Origin of the sequence: Micromonospora sp. CA-263727 (genome assembly GCF_050942455.1) — a bacterium.
Lineage (GTDB): Bacteria > Actinomycetota > Actinomycetes > Mycobacteriales > Micromonosporaceae > Micromonospora.
The window spans coordinates 3,129,497-3,147,622 of record NZ_CP192031.1; the positions used below are offsets into that span (position 1 = coordinate 3,129,497).

General features: G+C 70.4%; 15 protein-coding genes. 5 read left to right on the forward strand and 10 right to left on the reverse strand.

All coding sequences use genetic code 11. The features are described from left to right. Window positions 1-207: 207 nt before the first annotated feature. Window positions 208-1,407 carry an ROK family transcriptional regulator gene (locus ACQPYA_RS13810; RefSeq protein ID WP_433532979.1) on the reverse strand — a complete coding sequence of 400 codons (1,200 nt, stop codon included), beginning with the start codon at window positions 1,405-1,407 and terminating at the stop codon, window positions 208-210. A gap of 144 nt (window positions 1,408-1,551) precedes the next feature. Between ACQPYA_RS13810 and ACQPYA_RS13815 the strand changes: the two genes are divergently transcribed. The 4 genes from ACQPYA_RS13815 (at window position 1,552) to ACQPYA_RS13830 (ending at window position 6,137) form a co-directional block, all read left to right on the forward strand. Further along, on the forward strand, window positions 1,552-2,847 hold the full coding sequence (locus tag ACQPYA_RS13815) for an ABC transporter substrate-binding protein (RefSeq protein ID WP_433532980.1): 1,296 nt from the start codon (window positions 1,552-1,554) through the stop codon (window positions 2,845-2,847). A gap of 65 nt (window positions 2,848-2,912) precedes the next feature. Then, the gene (locus tag ACQPYA_RS13820; RefSeq protein WP_433532981.1) at window positions 2,913-3,893 is read left to right on the forward strand and encodes a carbohydrate ABC transporter permease; all 981 of its coding nucleotides are present in this window, start codon (window positions 2,913-2,915) and stop codon (window positions 3,891-3,893) included. Then, entirely contained in the window at window positions 3,886-4,725 is an 840-nt protein-coding gene (locus ACQPYA_RS13825) for a carbohydrate ABC transporter permease (protein WP_433532982.1), read from the forward strand. The genes ACQPYA_RS13820 and ACQPYA_RS13825 overlap by 8 nt, the downstream gene beginning before the upstream one ends. Window positions 4,726-4,760: 35 nt before the next feature. Then, the gene (locus ACQPYA_RS13830; protein ID WP_433532983.1) at window positions 4,761-6,137 is read left to right on the forward strand and encodes a GH1 family beta-glucosidase; all 1,377 of its coding nucleotides are present in this window, start codon (window positions 4,761-4,763) and stop codon (window positions 6,135-6,137) included. A gap of 83 nt (window positions 6,138-6,220) precedes the next feature. Here the strand turns inward: ACQPYA_RS13830 and ACQPYA_RS13835 are convergent, their stop codons facing one another. The 9 genes from ACQPYA_RS13835 to ACQPYA_RS13875 all read right to left on the reverse strand — a co-directional run bounded on the left by ACQPYA_RS13835 (window position 6,221) and on the right by ACQPYA_RS13875 (window position 16,299). Further along, entirely contained in the window at window positions 6,221-7,456 is a 1,236-nt protein-coding gene (locus ACQPYA_RS13835; protein WP_433532984.1) for a histidine decarboxylase, read from the reverse strand. After that, window positions 7,453-8,202 (reverse strand): hypothetical protein, encoded by a 750-nt coding sequence (locus tag ACQPYA_RS13840; protein ID WP_433532985.1) that lies wholly within the window; start codon window positions 8,200-8,202, stop codon window positions 7,453-7,455. Before ACQPYA_RS13840 ends, ACQPYA_RS13835 begins: the two co-directional genes overlap by 4 nt. 10 nt (window positions 8,203-8,212) lie before the next feature. Beyond that, window positions 8,213-9,646 (reverse strand): APC family permease, encoded by a 1,434-nt coding sequence (locus ACQPYA_RS13845; RefSeq protein ID WP_433533500.1) that lies wholly within the window; start codon window positions 9,644-9,646, stop codon window positions 8,213-8,215. An 11-nt stretch (window positions 9,647-9,657) separates the two neighbouring features. After that, a complete protein-coding gene (locus ACQPYA_RS13850; RefSeq protein ID WP_433532986.1) occupies window positions 9,658-10,071 on the reverse strand; it encodes a hypothetical protein in 414 nt (137 codons plus the stop codon). A gap of 50 nt (window positions 10,072-10,121) precedes the next feature. After that, window positions 10,122-10,811 carry an N-acetyltransferase gene (locus ACQPYA_RS13855; RefSeq protein WP_433532987.1) on the reverse strand — a complete coding sequence of 230 codons (690 nt, stop codon included), beginning with the start codon at window positions 10,809-10,811 and terminating at the stop codon, window positions 10,122-10,124. A gap of 1 nt (window position 10,812) precedes the next feature. Beyond that, window positions 10,813-11,871, reverse strand: a complete 1,059-nt coding sequence (locus ACQPYA_RS13860) for an FAD-binding oxidoreductase (protein ID WP_433532988.1) — start codon at window positions 11,869-11,871, stop codon at window positions 10,813-10,815. A gap of 878 nt (window positions 11,872-12,749) precedes the next feature. After that, window positions 12,750-13,415, reverse strand: coding sequence for a 2'-5' RNA ligase family protein (locus tag ACQPYA_RS13865; RefSeq protein ID WP_433532989.1), 666 nt, complete (start codon window positions 13,413-13,415; stop codon window positions 12,750-12,752). Continuing rightward, window positions 13,412-14,737 carry a helix-turn-helix domain-containing protein gene (locus tag ACQPYA_RS13870; RefSeq protein ID WP_433532990.1) on the reverse strand — a complete coding sequence of 442 codons (1,326 nt, stop codon included), beginning with the start codon at window positions 14,735-14,737 and terminating at the stop codon, window positions 13,412-13,414. Before ACQPYA_RS13870 ends, ACQPYA_RS13865 begins: the two co-directional genes overlap by 4 nt. A 356-nt stretch (window positions 14,738-15,093) precedes the next feature. Then, complete coding sequence (locus tag ACQPYA_RS13875) at window positions 15,094-16,299, reverse strand: IS256 family transposase (RefSeq protein WP_433533476.1); 1,206 nt, start codon at window positions 16,297-16,299, stop codon at window positions 15,094-15,096. Window positions 16,300-16,756: 457 nt separating this feature from the next. Here ACQPYA_RS13875 and ACQPYA_RS13880 point away from each other — a divergent pair, with 457 nt between their 5' ends. Next, on the forward strand, window positions 16,757-18,013 hold the full coding sequence (locus ACQPYA_RS13880; protein WP_433532991.1) for an XRE family transcriptional regulator: 1,257 nt from the start codon (window positions 16,757-16,759) through the stop codon (window positions 18,011-18,013). Window positions 18,014-18,126 lie beyond the last annotated feature (113 nt).

Below are 18,126 nucleotides of genomic sequence, written 5' to 3' on the forward strand. Positions count from 1 at the left end.
GACGTCGCCTGTCTCGGTCGAGGGCTGCTGACGTCGGACACGACGGGGTTCGGGACGGGGCCTCGGGGTCCTGCGGTGCCGCCGGGATGGCATCGCGGTTGCCGGAGCGCTTGCCCGAGAGTGTTGCCGTGACGTTGCGGCCCCGTCAAGACATCGATCTATAACTTCGTTATTTATCCTGAAAGTCTGCTTCGTCGGGTATCCCGGTCAGCGGCGGGTGCCGCCGGTGGCGAGCAGGCGGGCGATCGGCAGGGTGGCCGCGCCGAGCGCCACCGCGTCCACCCCGAGGCGGCACAGCTCGATCGACACCTGCGCGTACGGCAGGCGCAGGGACTGGCGGCCGGCGGCCTCGCGTACCGCGGGGAGCAGGTCGCCCAGCGCCATCGCGGCCCAGCCGCCCAGCACCACCCGCTCGGGATTGAACAGGTTGATCAGGTTGCCCACCCCGGCGCCCAGGTAGTCGGCCGTCTCGTCGAGCACCCGGCGCGCGGTCTCCGAGCGGCCGGCCGCCGAGACCAGCGCGGCGAGTTGGGACTCCTCGTCCTCGCCGGGCACCCGCCGGCCGCGCCGGGCCTCGCGGTACCGGTCGATGATCGCCTCGGCCCCGACGTACGCCTCCAGGCAGCCCCGGGCCCCGCAGCGGCAGGGCCGCCCGCCGTACACCAAAGTGGTGTGGCCCCACTCGCCGGCGCTGCTGGACGCGCCGCGGTAGGTGACCCCGTTGGTCACCACGGCCGCGCCGACCCCCGAGCCGACCAGGGCGAAGACCGCGTGCCGGGCGCCCCGGCCGGCGCCGAACCACATCTCCGCCTGGCCGAGCGTCTTGGCCCCGTTGTCGATGTGCAGCGGCAGGTCGGTGCCCTCGGCGATCAGCCGTTCCAGCGGCACCCGGTCCCAGCCGAGAGTCTGCGCGTCCACCACCGCCCGGGTGCCCTGCTCGACCACCCCGGAGACGCCGATGCCCACCCCCAGCACCTCGGCCCGGCTCGCCCCGGCGTCGGCCAGCACGGTGTCGAGGCCGGTCAGCACGTGCCCGGCCACCGTCGCCGGCTCGGTGCCGCCGTCTTCGAGCGGGTACTCGACGCTGGCCAGCAAGGTCATCGCCAGGTCGAACAGCTCGACCCGGACCCGGGTCTCGCCCACGTCCACCCCGACCACCACGGCGTGCCGGGGCGCGACCCGCAGCATCATGCTCGGCCGGCCACCGTCGGACTCGGCCGCCCCGGCCTCCATCACCAGGCCCTCGTCGATCAGGTCGCCGACCACGTTGCTCACCGCCGGCTGGCTCAACCCGGTGGCGCGGACCAGGTCCTGCCGGGTGAGCGGGCCGTCGAGGAAGATTCTGGACAGCAGGGCCGACCGGTTGCGCAACCGGACGCTGCGGTTCGTCGCCCGCACCAGCTCCACGTGTCACCCCCATCCCGTCGGCCGCCCGGGGCGACTGTACGACCCCGTGCTTGACGGCCCTCCGCCGAACCATTTTAATGACGACATTAATTAAGCCGTGATTTAACTCCGTCCACCACCACCCCCGGATCGAAAGGGCAGACCGTGTCGAGACGACACCTCGCGATACTCACCGCGACCGTCCTGGCCGCCGCCTCGCTGACCGCCTGCGGCTCCGGCGAGGAGTCCGGCGATTCCGGCAAGACCCTCACCTACTGGGCCAGCAACCAGGGCGCCAGCCTGGAGGCCGACAAGCAGATCCTCCAACCCGAGCTGGACAAGTTCGAGCAGCAGACCGGCATCAAGGTCAACGTCGAGGTCGTGCCCTGGTCCGACCTGCTCAACCGGCTGCTCGCCGCCGCCACCACCGGGCAGGGCCCGGACGTGGTGAACATCGGCAACACCTGGTCGGCCTCGCTACAGGCCACCGGCGCGCTGGTCGAGTTCGACGACGCCACCCTCGACAAGGTCGGTGGCAAGGGCCGCTTCGTCCCCGCCGCGCTCGCCGCGGCCGGCGCACCGGACAAGCCACCGGCGGCCGTGCCGCTCTACAGCCTCGCCTACGCCCTCTACTACAACAAGAAGTCCTTCGCCGACGCCGGCATCACCGCCCCGCCCGCCACCTGGGAGGAACTGGCCGAGGTCGGCAAGAAGCTCACCGGCGACGGCAAGTGGGGCCTCGCCGTCGAGGGGGCCAACCCGTCGGAGAACGCCCACCACGCCTTCACCTTCGGCCAGCAGTACGGCGGCGACTGGTTCGACACCGCCGGCAAGCCCAGCTTCGACACCCCGCAGAACGTCGCCGCCGTCAAGCGCTACATCGACCTGATGGCCGTCGACAAGATCGTCAACCCGAGCAACGCCGAGTACGCGCAGAACCAGTCCGTCTCCGACTTCGCCAACGGCAAGGCCGCGATGCTGCTCTGGCAGGCCGCCGGCGCCAACCTCCAGTCGCAGAACATGGCCACCGACGCGTACGGGATCGCCCCGGTGCCGTTCCTGGCCACCCCGCCGGCCGGCGGCAAGCAGGTCAACAGCATGGTCGCCGGCATCAACATCGCCGTCTTCAAGCACACCAGGAACCTCGACGGGGCACTGGAGTTCGTCAAGTTCATGACCAGCGACGCCGAGCAGGTGACGCTGAACAAGACGTACGGCTCGCTGCCGGCGGTCGGCACCGTCGCCGCCGACCCCGCCTTCGCCGCCGACGAGCAGAAGGTCCTCGCCCAGACCCTGGCCACCAGCGCGGCACCGCTGCCGCAGGTGCCCGAGGAGAGCACCTTCGAGACCCTGGTCGGCACCGCCATCAAGGAACTCTTCGCCGACGCGGCCAGTGGCAGGCCGGTCACCGAGGACAGCGTCCGGGAGAAGTTGACCCGGGCCCAGCAGCAGATGCGCTGACCACGGACCGCTGGCCGTGGGAGGTTACGCCGACCCTCCCACGGCCAGCCTGCGGAAGGACCTCGATGGCAACCACCACCACGCCGGCCGCCACCCCGGCCCGCGCCACCGGCGCCGGGAAACCGGCCCGCCCGTCCGGCCGCCGGCCCCGCCGGTCGCTGCTGCCGTACCTGCTGCTCGCCCCGGCGGTCGTGCTGGAACTGGCCATCCACGTGATCCCGATGCTCGTCGGGGCCTGGATGAGCCTGCTGGAACTGACCCAGTTCCACATCCGCGACTGGTCCGGCGCGCCCTTCGTCGGGTTCGACAACTACCGGGTGGTGCTGGACGTCAACTCCGCCGCCGGCGCCGAGCTGCTGCGCTCGTTCCGGGTCACGGTCATCTACACGGTGCTCTCGGTCGGGCTGTCCTGGCTGCTCGGCACCGCCGCCGCGGTGCTGCTGCAACGACCCTTCCGGGGCCGGGCCGTGCTGCGCGCGCTCTTCCTCACCCCGTACGCGCTGCCGGTCTACACCGCCGTCATCACCTGGACCTTCCTCTTCCAGCGCGACACCGGCCTGGTCAACCACGTCCTGGTCGACCAGCTCGACCTCTTCGACGACCGGCCGTTCTGGCTGATCGGCGACAACAGCTTCGTCGCCCTGCTGATCGTCTCGATCTGGCGGACCTGGCCCTTCGCCTTCCTCTGCATCATGGCCGGCCTCCAGAACATCCCCGACGAGCTGTACGAGGCCGCCGCCATGGACGGCGCCGGGTTCTGGCGGCGGCTGCGCTCGGTCACCCTGCCGATGCTGCGCCCGGTCAACCTGGTCCTGCTGCTGGTCCTCTTCCTCTGGACGTTCAACGACTTCAACACCCCGTACGTCCTCTTCGGTGGCTCCGCGCCCGCCGAGGCCGACCTGATCTCGCTGCACATCTACCGCAGCTCCTTCCAGACCTGGGACTTCGGCACCGGCTCGGCGATGTCGGTGGCGCTGCTGCTGTTCCTGCTCCTGGTCACCGCCGGATACCTGCTGCTGACCAACCGACGGAGGAACGATGCGTGAGACCGCCGCCGAACGCTGGTCACGCCGGGTCGTGCTGACCCTGCTCGCCGGCTTCGTCCTCGTCCCGCTCTACGTGATGGTCAGCTCGGCGATCAAACCGTTGCAGGACGTGCAGGCCGCCTTCACCTGGTGGCCCCGGCGTCCCACGTTGCAGGCGTTCGTGGACATGTGGTCGACCGTCCCGCTCGGCCGCTACCTGGTCAACAGCCTGCTGGTGGCCAGCGTGGCGGCGATCTTCTCGGTCAGCGTGGCGATCTTCGCCGCGTACGCGGTCAGCCGCTACCGGTTCCGCGGCCGGCAGGTCTTCTCGGTGACCGTGCTCTCCACCCAGATGTTCCCCGGCATCCTCTTCCTGCTGCCGCTCTTCCTGATCTACGTCAACCTCGGCAACGCCACCGGCATCGCGCTCTACGCCAGCCGCACCGGCCTGATCATCACGTACCTCACCTTCTCGCTGCCGTTCTCGATCTGGATGCTGGTCGGCTACTTCGACTCCATCCCGCGCGGCCTGGACGAGGCCGCCCAGGTCGACGGCGCCGGGCCGCTGCGCACCCTGTTCCAGGTGGTGCTGCCGGCGGCGGTGCCCGGCGTGGTCGCGGTGACCGTGTACGCCTTCATGACCGCCTGGGGTGAGGTGCTCTTCGCCTCGGTGCTGACCAACGAGAGCAGCCGCACCCTCGCGGTCGGCCTCCAGGGCTACTCCACCCAGTTCAACGTCTACTGGAACCAGGTGATGGCGGCCTCTCTGGTGGTCAGCGTGCCGGTGGTCGCCGGCTTCCTGGCGTTGCAGCGCTACTTCGTCGCCGGCCTCACCGCCGGTGCGGTCAAGTGAGCCCGTCCACCGTGAGAACCGAGGAGAAACCGCTCGTGCCGGACCTGTCCACGCTGCCGCCCGACTTCCTCTGGGGTGTCGCCACCTCGGCGTACCAGATCGAGGGCGCCGTGCGCGCCGACGGCCGCAAGCCGTCCATCTGGGACACCTTCTGCACCCGGCCGGGCGCCATCGACAACGGCGACACCGGCGAGGTCGCCTGCGACCACTACCACCGGTGGCCGCAGGACGTGGCGCTGCTGCGCGACCTCGGCGTCGGGGCGTACCGCTTCTCGGTGGCCTGGCCCCGGGTCCGGCCCGACGGGGTCGGCCGGGTCAACCCGGCCGGGCTGGACTTCTACGACCGGCTGGTGGACGCCATGCTCACCGCCGGCATCCGGCCGTTCGTCACGCTCTACCACTGGGACCTGCCGCAGGCGTTGCAGGACCGGGGCGGCTGGCCGCGCCGGGAGACCGCCGAGGCGTTCGCCGACTACGCCGCCCTGGTGGCGGCCCGGCTCGGCGACCGGGTGACCGACTGGTGCACCGTCAACGAGCCGCTCTGCGTCGCCTGGATCGGCCACCTCGAAGGGCGGATGGCCCCCGGCGAGCGGGACCTGGGCCGGGCGGTGCGGGCCGGTCACCACGTGCTGCTCGGGCACGGCCTGGCCACCGCCGCGATCCGCGCGCACGCCGCCCGGCCGGCGTCGATCGGCCCGGTGCTCAACCTCAGCCCGATCGACCCGGCCAGCGACCGCCCCGCCGACCTGGCCGCCGCCCGCCGGATGGACGGGCACGTCAACCGCTGGTGGCTGGACCCGCTGCACGGCCGCGGCTACCCGGCCGACATGGTCGACACCTACGGCATCGAGCCACCGGTACGCGACGACGACCTCGCGGTGATCGCCACCCCGACCGACTTCCTCGGCGTCAACTACTACTTCCGGCAGGTGGTGACCGACGACCCGGCCGGCCCGGCACCGTACGCCCGGCAACTCCCGGTGCCCGACGCGCCGCACACCGCGATGGACTGGGAGGTGCACCCCGACGGCCTGGAGCGGCTGCTGGTCGAGGTCTCCGAGGCGTACCAACCGGCCAAGCTGCTGGTCACCGAGAGCGGCTCGGCCTGGCCGGACGTGGTCGCCGCCGACGGCGTCATCGCCGACGCCGAACGCACCGACCACCTGGAGCGGCACCTGGCCGCCTGCGCCGCGGCGGTCCGCCGGGGCGCTCCGCTGGCCGGCTACTTCGCCTGGTCGTTGCTGGACAACTTCGAATGGGCGTACGGCTACGACAAGCGCTTCGGCCTGGTGCACGTCGACTACCAGACCCAGCGGCGGACGATGAAGGCGAGCGGCGCCCGCTACGCCGACCTCATCCGCACCCACCAACAGCCCACCGCGACGGCCACCCCCGTCGCGGTGCGCGGATAACGGGCCGACGGGGCCCGGGACGCCCCGGGTGCCGCGCCGGGCGGCACCCGGGGCACCACCCCGATGAAAGGAAGGGCACCTTATTAACGCCTCGTGTAGAGGAAGGGCCCCCTATTAACACGTGCCGATGGAGGTTCAGGCTCGGTGGCGGCGGCCAGGTCGGTGACGAAGGCGTCGATCTGGCCCCGGGTGACACCGGGCATGCAGACGAGATGGCTGACCGGGCCGTCGGTGGCCAGCAGCCACTTTTCACGGACCTGCCCGGGTGGGGTGGCGAACACGACCGTGAAGGCGTGCGGGTGCCGCCAGGCGGGCCAGCCGATCGCGGTGAGCCGTTCGACGGTGTACGCGGCGAGGCGTCGGGCCTCGCTCACCCGCCACCGGTGGCCTTCCCGACCGTGTGTGGCGATGGCGTGCCAGAGCATGGCGGCGGCCAGCCCGCACCGAGATCCGCTGATGGTGGTGTCGCGCGTCGCGGTGTAGGCGATGTGGCGGCCGTGGGTGCGGCGACCATCGCCGATCTCGCGGGCATGCTCGCGGATGAGGACGACGCCGCATGGGGACGGCACGCCGAAGAACTTGTGGCCGGAGATGGCGATGCTGTCGATGCCGCTGCCTGCGTCGAGGTGGAGGCGGCCGTCGAGGGCGAGGGGGATGCCGGAGAGGGCAGCGTCGACGTGCAGGTGACCGCCGGGGGAGTGGGCGGTGAGGATGTCGCGGATGCGGGCGGTGTCGTCCACGGCTTCGGTCATGGTGGTGCCGGCGGTGGCGACCACGATCGCCGGTCGGGTGGGGCGTCGCCGGATCTGGGCGGCAAGGTGGGTGTAGTCCATCTCGCCGTCGGGGCGGGCGTGGACGACGATTCCCCGTGCGCCGATGATGCCGAGGATCTTGCGGATGGAGTAGTGGGCGGCCGAGGAAAAGTAGACGCGGGCGTTCGGCCACCGGCGGTGGGCGGCGTGCAGGGCGGCGAGGTTGCCCTCGGTGCCGCCGCTGGTCACGTAGCCCCACCGGTCGTCGGCGGGCATGGCGAGGGTCTCGGCGACCCAGGCGACGACGGCCCGTTCCAGCGCCTTGGTGTGGGCCGCCCCGCCGGGGTCGGTCGCCGGGTCGCCGATGTTGTTCCACAGTCGCCGGCCGAGGTGGGCCAGCACGGCGCTGTGGTCGAGGTCCACCGCACCGGGAAACCCGATGCTGGTGTGCGCCCCGGCATCGGCCCGCTCCGCCAGCCGTCGCAGCACCGCCGGGACATCGACCGGGTCACGACCCAGATCGGCAGCCCCGGCGAGCGGAACAGCCCCGGTGAGGATGTCGGTCACGGCTGCCGCCCCGGGCGCAGATGGGCGGCGAGGATGCCGTGCAGGGTCCGGAGCCGCCGCCACACCTCGCGGGTGACGTCGTCGCCCTGCTCGGTGAGGTGTTCGTGCGGGTTGTAGTAGCTGATCCGGTCGGCGTCGAGCGTCCTGGTGCAGCGGACCCCGTCGACGCCCAGCGGCGCGTGCGGGTCGCGGCGCACGTGCAGGGCGGTGCCGTCGGTGAGCAGCGCGTAGCACTGGCCGGGCAGGTCGAAGACCGACCGGCGTACGCCGTTGACCGGCAGCTCGCGCAGGGAGCGGGCGACCTGGTGCCACCGGCCCCAGTCGCTGTCGAGGGTGGTGACACCGAGACCGACGTAGATCGCATTGCCGGGCAGGCTCATGTCGCCACCGTTGACCATGGACCCTTCGGGGCCGAGCGGATGCCACACGCGCCCGCTGCCGGCCGACCGGATGATGTTGTCGGCCGCCACCTCGGCCAGCTCGGTCAGCAGCCGGACCAGGTCGTCGGAGTCCGGCGACGCGAGCCACAGCCGGTAGGCGGTGCGCAGGGTGTAGCCGTGCGGCTCGGCCGGCGCGTCACCGACGAAGAAGAGCATGAGCCCGTGCGGGCCGAGCGCGTCCCGCTGCCCGAACCGCTGGTCGGCCTCGATCATGTGGCCCATGTTCAGCCGGCGGGCCCGGAACACCACCTGCATCCGCAGGTCAGCCCAGCGGCGGGCGGCAGGCGACACACCTGTGAGCATCATCGGTGGCCTCTCAGATCGACACGTCGACGGCGTCGGGAACGGCATGCGTCTTCGGTGTGCCACGGCCGATGCCGTGGTAGACCTCCGGACGGGTGCCGCGCAGGTGCCCGGCCCAGACGCCGCCGGTCACGGCGGCGGCGACGATGATCGCGGGCAGCAGCAGCGGGTACGGCGACCCGGGCGCGGCACCGAGCAGCGGTCCGACGTTGCCGACCATCGCGGCCAGCACCACCGACCCGCCGAAGGCGCCCAGGGCGGGCGCGAACCGCCACTCCCATCCGCCGGGCCGGGCACCCCGGATCCGGGCCGGGGCCGTCATCGCGGCGACCGACGCGGCCAGCAGCAGGCAGAGCAGGCCCATCGCGCCCAGCGTGGAGAGCCAGGTGAACATGGTCGCGACGGGATCGGCACCGCCGGCCGCGAATGCGCCCACCACGACCACCGCGATGCCGCTCTGCGCCAGCGACCCGCCGCGCGGCGCGCTGATCCGGGTCGCGCTGTCGGCCCGCGCGAGCCCGGCCGGCAGGACCTCCTCCCGGGCCATCGCGAACAGGTACCGCGCGATGACCGAGTGGAACGCCAACATGGCGGTGACGATCGCGAGGACCAGCATCACCTCCGCGACCGGTACCCATCCGCCGCCGACGCGGGCCAGCACCGACAGCGGCAGACCGCCGTCGGCCCCGGTGACGGCGTCGGGGCCGACGGCCACCCCCATCGCCCAGGCGGCGACGGCGTAGACCAGCCCGAGTACGACCGCCCCGGTGACGGTGGCCCGGCCGACGGAGCGCCGGTCGACGGCCTCCTCGACCAGTGACCCGGGGGCGTCGACGCCCATGAAGGCGGCCACGCAGAGGGCGATCGCGCCGCCGATGCCGCCGACCGCCAACCCCGAGGCGTCGAACCCCACCCAGGACAGCCCGCCGCCGGCCGGCTGCCGCACGGCAGCGGCGACGAAGACGGCGACGATCAGGAAGGAGACGGCCAGCACGGCGACCAGGACCCGGGTGGAGAGCACGATCGCCCGTACGCCGAGCACCCCGACGACCGTCAGCGCGACTCCCGCCCACACCCACCACGCGCCGCCCAGCTGGCCGGCGAGGGTGGCGCCGAACAACCCGTACAGGCTGGTCTGGATGGCGTTGTAGGCGACCAGGGCGACGATCCCGGCGGCGACGCCCCAGCCACGGCCCAGGCCGTGCGCGAGGATCCCGTAGTAGGCCGCCGGATGCCCGACCTGACGGGCCATCGCGGTGTATCCGACGGCCAGCACCGCGACGGTGCCCGCCACCAGCAGGAAGGTGAGCGGCAGGGCGGTCACCTGGGTGCTCGCGTAGGTCGCGGGAATGCCTCCGGTGAGGACCACCATCGGTGCCGAGGCCGCCGCCCCGAAAACCCACAACCCGAAGGGAGTGAGCGTACGGCGGGCCAGCGCCACCTGCACATGCGTCGAACTCACCGCCGCCCACCCCGCTCCGGGGAGTTGGGGCACGACGAGTCGCGGCAGCCGTCCAGCGGGTGCCGGTCCACGGCGACGGCGTTGGTGGCCACCAGGTACACGGCCGCCGGCCGCAGCGGCCCGCCGCGCCAGTAGTCGCGGTCGCGGTGCAGCCGCCGCCGCGCGGTCTCCGCGTCGGGGGTGAACCCGAACAGGTCGTGGTGGCCGTCGGGCCATTCGCGGCGGATGGCGTACCCCCAGGTGTAGGCGGCTTCGGTCGCGGCTGGCGCGGCCGGGCTGGCGTGCGCGGCGCGTAGCAGGGCCTGCCACCATCGCCGAGGCGCGGCCAGGGCGGGTCGGCGGGGGCGGCGGGCGCGGTCAGCGTCGGCATGTGACTCCTTTGCGGAACGGGGTGTGTCGGGGTGGCCCACCGGCCCGGGTCGCGGCCGGCGGATGCGGGACGGGGAGCGCGCCGTACGGTTCAGGGTGGACGTGCCGCCGCCGGCAGCACCGGCCGGCGCACCGGGATGCGGTGGGCCCGGACCCGGCGCGGCATCCCGCCGTCGGGCAGCTCGTCGGGGGACCGGCCGCCGGGCGGCGTGCGTACCATCCGCCACAGCACCGGGCCGCCGGGTGCCAGCCGGACCGGCGTCCGCGGCGCGTAGCCGAGCCGGGCGAGCAGGCCGGCCCGGGGCCGGTCGGTGACCAGCTCCGCGTACGACGGCAGCCGGTGCGGGTCGAGGGCCCGGTGCTGGGCGGCGAGCAGCACCCCGACGGCGTCCTGGTCTCCGGCGGTGTGCGCGAGATAGTGGTGCGGCGTGTGCGGGTGCAGCGCATCGGTCCAGTGGTGCAGCAGCGCGAACCGGGTCGCGTGCGGGCCGAGCGACCGGTAGAGCCCGAAGACGAGGGTCGCGCACGGCGGCGGTGGGCGGAGCCGGGGATACCAGACCGCCACGGCGGTACCGTCCTCGCTGGTGTCGATCCGGCCGTGGGCCATCGCGTGCGCCAGTACGAGCCGAGCGTAGGTGTGCAGCAGGCGGCGGCGGTGGGTGGTGTCGGGTACCAGCCACGCCCCGATCCGCCCCGCCTGCCAGGTACCGGTGAGCAGCGCGGTCAGGGCCGGCAGGTCCTGGCCGGTCGCCCGCCGGGCCGCCGGGTCGATCGGGCCCATGTCACCCTCGCCCGGCTTGGTGTGGCGGCCGTTGCCGGGCGGCCCAGCGCGCCGAGTCGAGCGACCGTTGGAAGGTGGCGGCCAGGTGCAGATCGGCGGGGGCGACTCCGGTGGCGGGCAGCCGCACCCGCGCCGTCTCGATCAACGCGGGCGGCCCGCAGACGTAGAACGCCTGCCCCGGCCGGTGGTGGTAGCGGGCCACCGTGAGCAGGTCACCCTGGGCCGCCGGCTCCACGTCACGATCCTCGGAGAAGACCGGCACCACCGTGAGCCAGCCCCGGTGGACATCCTGGAGCTTGTCCAGCGCCACCGCGTCGTAGCAGTCGAACAGCGTCCGGGCCCCCACGACCAGCGTCACCCGTCGACTCTCGGATGACGCGGCGACCTCCTCCACCATGGCCCGCAACGGCGCGAGACCCGTACCGCCGGCCGCCAGCAGCAGATCCGCGCCGCCCGCCGCCGCCACCGACAGGCCGACGTCGGCGGGCGGCCCGAGCCACAGCAACTCGCCCGGCGTCACCGCCCCGACCAGCAGCGGCGACACCGCCCCCGACGGCACGGCCCGGACGTGGAACTCCAGCGTCCCCTCCGGCCGGGGAGCATTCGCCGGAGACAACCACCGCCACACCCCCGGCCGGCGCGGCGTGCAGACCGGCACCGCCTGCCCCGGCCGGAACCGCAGCCGCTGCATCGGCCGTACGGTCAGCACCGCGACCCCGTGTGCCGCCGCCACCGACGTCTCCACCTCGCCGACGGTGACCTGCGGGCCATCCCCGATCGCCCCGGCGGCCCGCTCGACCACCCGCCACGCCCGGCGACAGCCCCGCTCCCACTGCCCCGCCAACTGCGGCTCCCAGGCGGTACCCGCGAACCGGCGCACCGTGTCCACCAACGCCGCGCTGACGGCCGTGTCGTGATACGGCTGAAGCCCGAACCGCCGGTACATCCGCCCCAACGCGGCCAGCGCCGCCCGCCGCCCCGCCGGGTCGTCCCGGCCCGCGATCAGCTGCCCGAGCGAGCAGAAGAACACCGCCGCAAACCGATGCGGCAGGAACCGCACCGACCGATCCTCCATGAACGCCCAAAAATGATCGCTGGCAGGGTCCCCTACACCGATGGTGGCGGACCAGGATAGATCGGGGCTGGCCGTCCTCCTGGCAACAGACACGGGCCGACCTCCTCTTGATTGGCGCACTTCCCGGGAAATGCGAATAGAAATCGGTGGCGTCGCTCACGCCGACGAAGCGACTCAAGACGAACTCAATCGCTGTCGGCTAGCGGAGCCCGCCGTTCTCGACATTTCGGCGACAAACACGAGTCTGGTAATCGCGTGACGGGAACCGTGTAGGAAAATGTCGGCCAGCTGTTGTGAGCGAATGGCGGCAGCTATCGAGCGGACGCGCGCTTGCCAGAAGCCCCGACGGAAGCGTTGTTGGCCGTGACGGGAACGACACGCGGTCGTTCCAAGATCATATCTCTGTCCGGGGGCCGCGAGGGGCTGAGTCATGCCTGCGGGCGTCACCGAAGCCCGGACATGCGGCCGGCGCATGGGGCCGGTTCGGCACCTGACCCCTGAATCCCGCTATTCACACAGCCCCACGGCAGCCCCGAGAAGGGGCGCGGGAAACTTTGCTCTGCTTCAACCCGCGCACTGGTCTCCGACAACGACAGTGCCCCTGCGGCGCCCCGCCGCTCGGTTGCTCCTTCGCAAGCTCGTCGATCATGCAGTTGTGGTGGGTGAATCGCCCGGCACGGGGCGTTTGTGAGGCACCACAATTGCATGATCGACGGGGTGTCGGACAAGGAGGCGGCCCGATCGTGGATCGAGCGCGGTTTCGGGGCGGTCCGTGTGGGGCGGGATGGGGTTGGGCGGGGACGAGGTGGGATGTTTCCATGCCCGGGACGTACAATGATCTTGAGAAGGCTCTGGGAATGACGTCACCCGGCCAGAGGCACCGTCGCCACTGTGGTCCAGCGGTAGGCGTGGCCCTCGCGGCGTAGTGCGATCAGCGGCACGCGGCTGATCGTGACGTTCACCGAAGGGAGATGGCGCAGGTGGGCGAGTCTATTCCGTATCGGAGCGGTCGGCGCTGACGAGCTGCTGTAGGCGATGGTGACGTGCGGCCGGAATCCGTCGGCGGGCTCGGGAACGCTGTGTGACACCGTGCCGATAGCCTCCCGTATTGCGGCGCGGAGCTGTTCGACCTGTTCCCAGGGTTGGACGAGGAGGCCGATGCCCTCGGGGTCGGGGTCGACCGGACCGAGGGAGAACTCCAGCGGTGGCAGCGTGGCACAACGTTGACGGGCCTCAGCGACGATGGCATCGACATCGTCGTCGCTGACCTCGTCGGTGAAGCCGAGGCCCTGCATGGTTAGGTGCAGGCCGTCGATCGGTACCAAATCAAGTCCGGGCAGCGCGAGATGACCTTGTTGGCGTTTGACTAGTTCGTGTAGTTCGGACTGATGCTCGAAGGTGAGATGCCAGGTGTAGAACCGGCGGTCGGCTCTCCAGCCGGGCCGCCAGTACCAGTGTTCGGTGAGATTGGACAGCTCCTCGTAGGCGGTCCAGCGTTGGTGCAGGCTGGCCAGTTCCCGACCGGTCATAACGGCGATGGTAAGCCCGGCGGTGTCGGGGCACGGGTCTGAGTGCGCGCGGACAGCAGTTCTGCTACGTGCCGGAGTTGCGGTTGCTGGGCGAACGGCCGGGCCATCGCGAGGAACTGGCGCGCACGCTGGTGCACCGACTCGTAGCGCTGGTCCGCAGTGAGGTCGAGGGCTTCCAGCACCAGCGAGCACGCCTGCTCGGGCTCGGGGTTGTCGCGATGCAGGTGAGCGGTAGCCAGGTCAAGGCGACTGAGCGCTTGCGGGCCAGGCAGCCCTGCGGCGTCAAATGCGTTGATGGCAGTGTTCAGATGCCCGGTGACGTCGACGCCGTTGCCGAGTGCGAGGTAGGCGGTGGCCGTGTTGGCGGCTGCCCTGGCATGGCAGTACGGGCCGAGGGTGAGGCTCGCAGTGACCTGGGAGCTGGAGGGATAGTCGGACAGGATCGTCAATGCTCGGTCGACGGCCTTGTCCACGCCGTACCGGTCTCCGAGTCGGGCATAGGCCCGCGCTTCCCCATTCACGCTCAGCCGAACGCGATGCGGACTCGGGCCGGCGAGGCGTAGGCCGTCTTGCGCGTAGGCCAGTGCGTCGTAGTAGTCGCCACTGTAGAAGGCGATGAGGCTCTGGGTGGCCCGAGCCCAGCCCTGGGCATCGGGCTGCTGTGCCGCCTCGGCGAGGTCGAACGCTTCGGCAGCGTACGCGTGCGCGAGCCCAAACGCGCCGAGGTCCAAGGCCAGGGCACCGAGGAGCCCGGACAGTTGGGCGGCAGCGACGTAGAGGCGGGCGCGCAGCGGTGGGTGTTGCCGGCCCGACATGAGCTGGTCAACATAGCCGCGTAGCGGCCGCATGCGGGCCATGAGCATCGCCGGGGTGAGGCGCTCATTGTCGGCGATCGCCTGACGGACCTCGTTTTCAAGATATGCCAGGCGAGCATCGTCGTCGTTCGACGTCTTCAGTGCCAGCCGGCGGGCATCGATGCTGTCCTTGTCCTCCCACAGAATCGACCCGTCAGCGCTGTTACCGGCCTTGGACTCGTTGCCCTCGATCGCTTGGAGCGCGGACAGGCGTCGTTGCCGGCGGTGTCGGTCGTTGATGCGATCGTATTCGACGGTAAGCACACCGCCGGTCTGTAGAACCGTGTCGCACCGTGTCCAGAAGGCGCGATCGGGATGCTGGTGACCGGTCTCCGTGCTTGCCACCGAACTGCGGCCGTACTGCACAAGACGCGCGAAGCTGTGCTGAGTGTGACCCGCGGCCTTGCGCAGTTGCGCAAGCCGACGGCCGAGGTTGCGCCGCGCCGTCCTGATCTCGTCGTCGGCCATCGCCAACCCCCGATCGTCTGCGAGTCTGCGGTAACGAAGCCCCACGGGATACGGCTGCCGGCCGCGACGATGCCGCGCCTGCCGTCGCAACGCAGGCGGCCGGAGTCCGTGCAGTGCTACTACATCCCATTGTCGGGGTAGCCGGTGGCTCCGGATCGGTTCACCATGGCAAGGTTTTGTCGGAGTTGCTGTCGGCCCTGCCGACAGTCCTTCATCTAGATGGTTGGAGTCGCGAGAAAGCTGGCAGTCTTCCCGTCCACAGCCGTCCTCTCGTATCCCAACTGTTGGCTTGGAGGTGCATCTCGCTCTCCCGCGGGGAGTGTCAAGTTAACGGCTGATCTTGGTTGTTGAGGTGGTCAGTGGTTGGCCGGGGTGAGCCGGCCTTCGAAGGCGATCTGGAAGGCGTTCAGAGGTGCCTTCCAGCGCATGGTCCAGCGCCGGCGGCCCGCGCCGGTCGGGTCGAGGCTCATCAAGGCCATGTAGACGCACTTGAGTGCGGCTTGCTCGTTCGGGAAGTGGCCACGAGCTCGCACGGCCTTGCGGATACGGGCGTTGACCGACTCGATCGCGTTCGTGGAGCAGATGACCTTGCGGATCTCGACGTCGAAGGCGAGGAACGGTACGAACTCCGCCCAGGCGTTCTCCCACAGCTTCACGATCGCCGGATACTTACGGCCCCACGCCTCGGCGAACTCGAGGAACCGCTCGGTGGCGGCGTCCTCGGTCGGTGCGGTGTAGACCGGCCGCAGCGCTTTGGCGATCTTGTCCCAGTCCTGCCGGGCGGCGTAGCGGAACGAGTTGCGCAGCAGATGCACCACACACGTCTGCACGATTGTGCGCGGCCAGACCGTCTCCACCGCCTCCGGCAGTCCCTTGAGCCCGTCACAGACCAGCATGAGCACGTCGGCCACGCCGCGGTTCTTCAACTCGGTGAGCACGTGCAGCCAGTGCTTGGCGCCCTCGCCGCCGTCACCGGCCCAGATACCGAGGATGTCACGGTGGCCGTCGACGGTGACCGCCATGGCCAGGTAGATCGGCCGGTTCGCGACCTGCCCGTCCCTGATCTTGACGTTGATGGCATCGATGAACACGACCGGATACACCCGGTCCAGGGGCCGGTTCTGCCACTCCGCCATGCCGTCCATGACCTTGTCCGTGATCGTGGAGATGGTCTGCTTGGACACCTCAGCGCCGTAGACCTCGGCCAGGTGCGCGGCGATCTCCCCGTGGGTCAGGCCCTTAGCAGACAGCGACAGCACCATGTCGTCGACACCGGTCAGGCGCCGCTGCCGCTTACGCACGATCTGCGGCTCGAACGTCCCCGCCGCGTCGCGTGGGACCCGCACCTCGACCGGCCCGACGTCGGTGAGCACCGTCTTGGTCCGGCTGCCGTTACGGGTGTTCCCGCTACCCCGACCCGCCGAGTCATGCCTGTCGTAGCCGACGTGGTCGGTGATCTCCCCGTCCAACGCCGATTCGAGGACCCGCTTCGTCAACTGCTGCAGCAGCCCGCCCTCGCCGGTCAGCTTCAGCCCGTCCCCACGAGCCCGATCGACCAGCATCGCGATCAACTGCTCATCCGTGACCGCACCCACCGGCCCCACGGCCGGCTGTCCCACGGTGGCCTCGGTCGTCATCTGGCGTCTCTCCCTTGATCGGTCAATCAGCCGTTATTTGTACAGTCCCCTCCCGCGACGCGGGCAACGACCAGACGGTGGGCTACGTGCTTATGCGCCAAGCTTAAGGTGCCACAGAACACCTTCGGATCGCCCCCGCATGCCCAGGGAGCAGGGGCGCGGGGGCGGTGGCCCGCGCGCCGTTGAGCGGATGACCCCCGCATGCGCGAGGAGCGGGGGCTTGTTGACCTGCGTTTCTAGAGATCAAGTGTGCTGTTTTCTTCACTTTGTGTCGCAAGATCGTCGGGTTCCTCTTGTATTGGATCGAGGGTCGGGTGTGTACACGAGGTGGTGGAGGTTGGACGTAACTGCGCAGCACCTGGAAAGAGCGATAATGGGAGCTATGGCAGCAGGACTGGACGCCTCGGAGGACCGGCCCGTCTGGGCTGCTCGGCTGCGCGCCGAACGCGCAGCACGCGAGTGGTCCCAGGCGGACGCCGTTCGGGCGCTCCGTGCCCATGCGCAGGAGCAACTGCCTTCGGACAACACGTTGTTGCGCAACTGGAAGCGCTGGGAGGCTGGCGGAACCGAACCGGACCCGTTCTACAGGGCGCTCATAGCCAAGACCTTCGGAACAGTCACCGCGGCCTTCTTCCCGCCGCAAGCAGCCGGTGAGGCTGATCGGGCACTGCTTGAGGGATCCGGCATGGGAACCCTGGAGATCGTGGCGAGGGTGCAGGCGTCCGACGTGTCACCCTCGACCCTGGACGCGCTGAAGGTCACCGCCGATCGCCTCTGCTGCGAATACCCGTACATGCCTCCGGATCAGCTGCATGCGGAGGGGCAGTCATGGCTGCGGCGCATCACCTCCCTGATGGACCGCCGCCTCACGCTGTCCCAACATCGTGAGGTCCTGACGCTCGCTGGCTGGGTTGCCCTACTGGTCGGCTGTCTTGAGTACGACATGGGCAATCGGCGGGCCGCAGAGGGTACCCGTCGAGCCGCCGCGTCACTCGGTATGGAGGCTGGCAATGCCGCTGTATCGGCCTGGGCCTATGAGATGCGTGCGTGGTATGCCCTGACGCAGGGTGACTTTCGAGGTGCGATCGTTGCCGCTGAGGCCGGGGAAGCGGTTGCTACCGCTGACGGCGCGGCGGTTCAGCTGGCCGCGCAGCGGGCGAAGGCGTGGGCCCGCCTGGGCGACCGTCGGCAGGTCGAGACTGCTCTTGATCACGGCCGCCAGATGTTGGAGGCGCTTCCGTACCCGGCGGACATCGATCACCATTTCATGGTTGACCCCGCGAAGTTCGACTTCTACGCCATGGATTGCTACCGCATAGTGGGCGAGAACCGACTGGCGGAGATGTACGCCAACGAGGTCATCAGCTCCTCGACGGACCCGAACGGGATCGCCCGTAAGCCGATGAGGATCGCCGAGGCACAGGTGACGCTGGGTGTCACGGCTGCCCGGGAGGGAGATGTCGAGGCGGCGGTGTCTTACGGTAGACGAGCCCTCGAAGGCGACCGTAAGTCCTTGCCTTCGCTCCTGATGTGTTCACGGGAGCTGGCCCGCGCGCTGGCCAAGAACTATCCGAAACAAGAGCAAGTCACGTCGTACCTGGAGGAGCTTCGCACCCTGACCGTTGCCCACACGCAATGATGCAATGAGCCTTTCCGAGTAACGGTGTGAGGACTTGGAGTAGCTGCTCGACCAGCGGCCCAGACGCGCCCGGATCCGTTGCGGTGCAACGGAAAGACGCAGAGCCCCGGTAT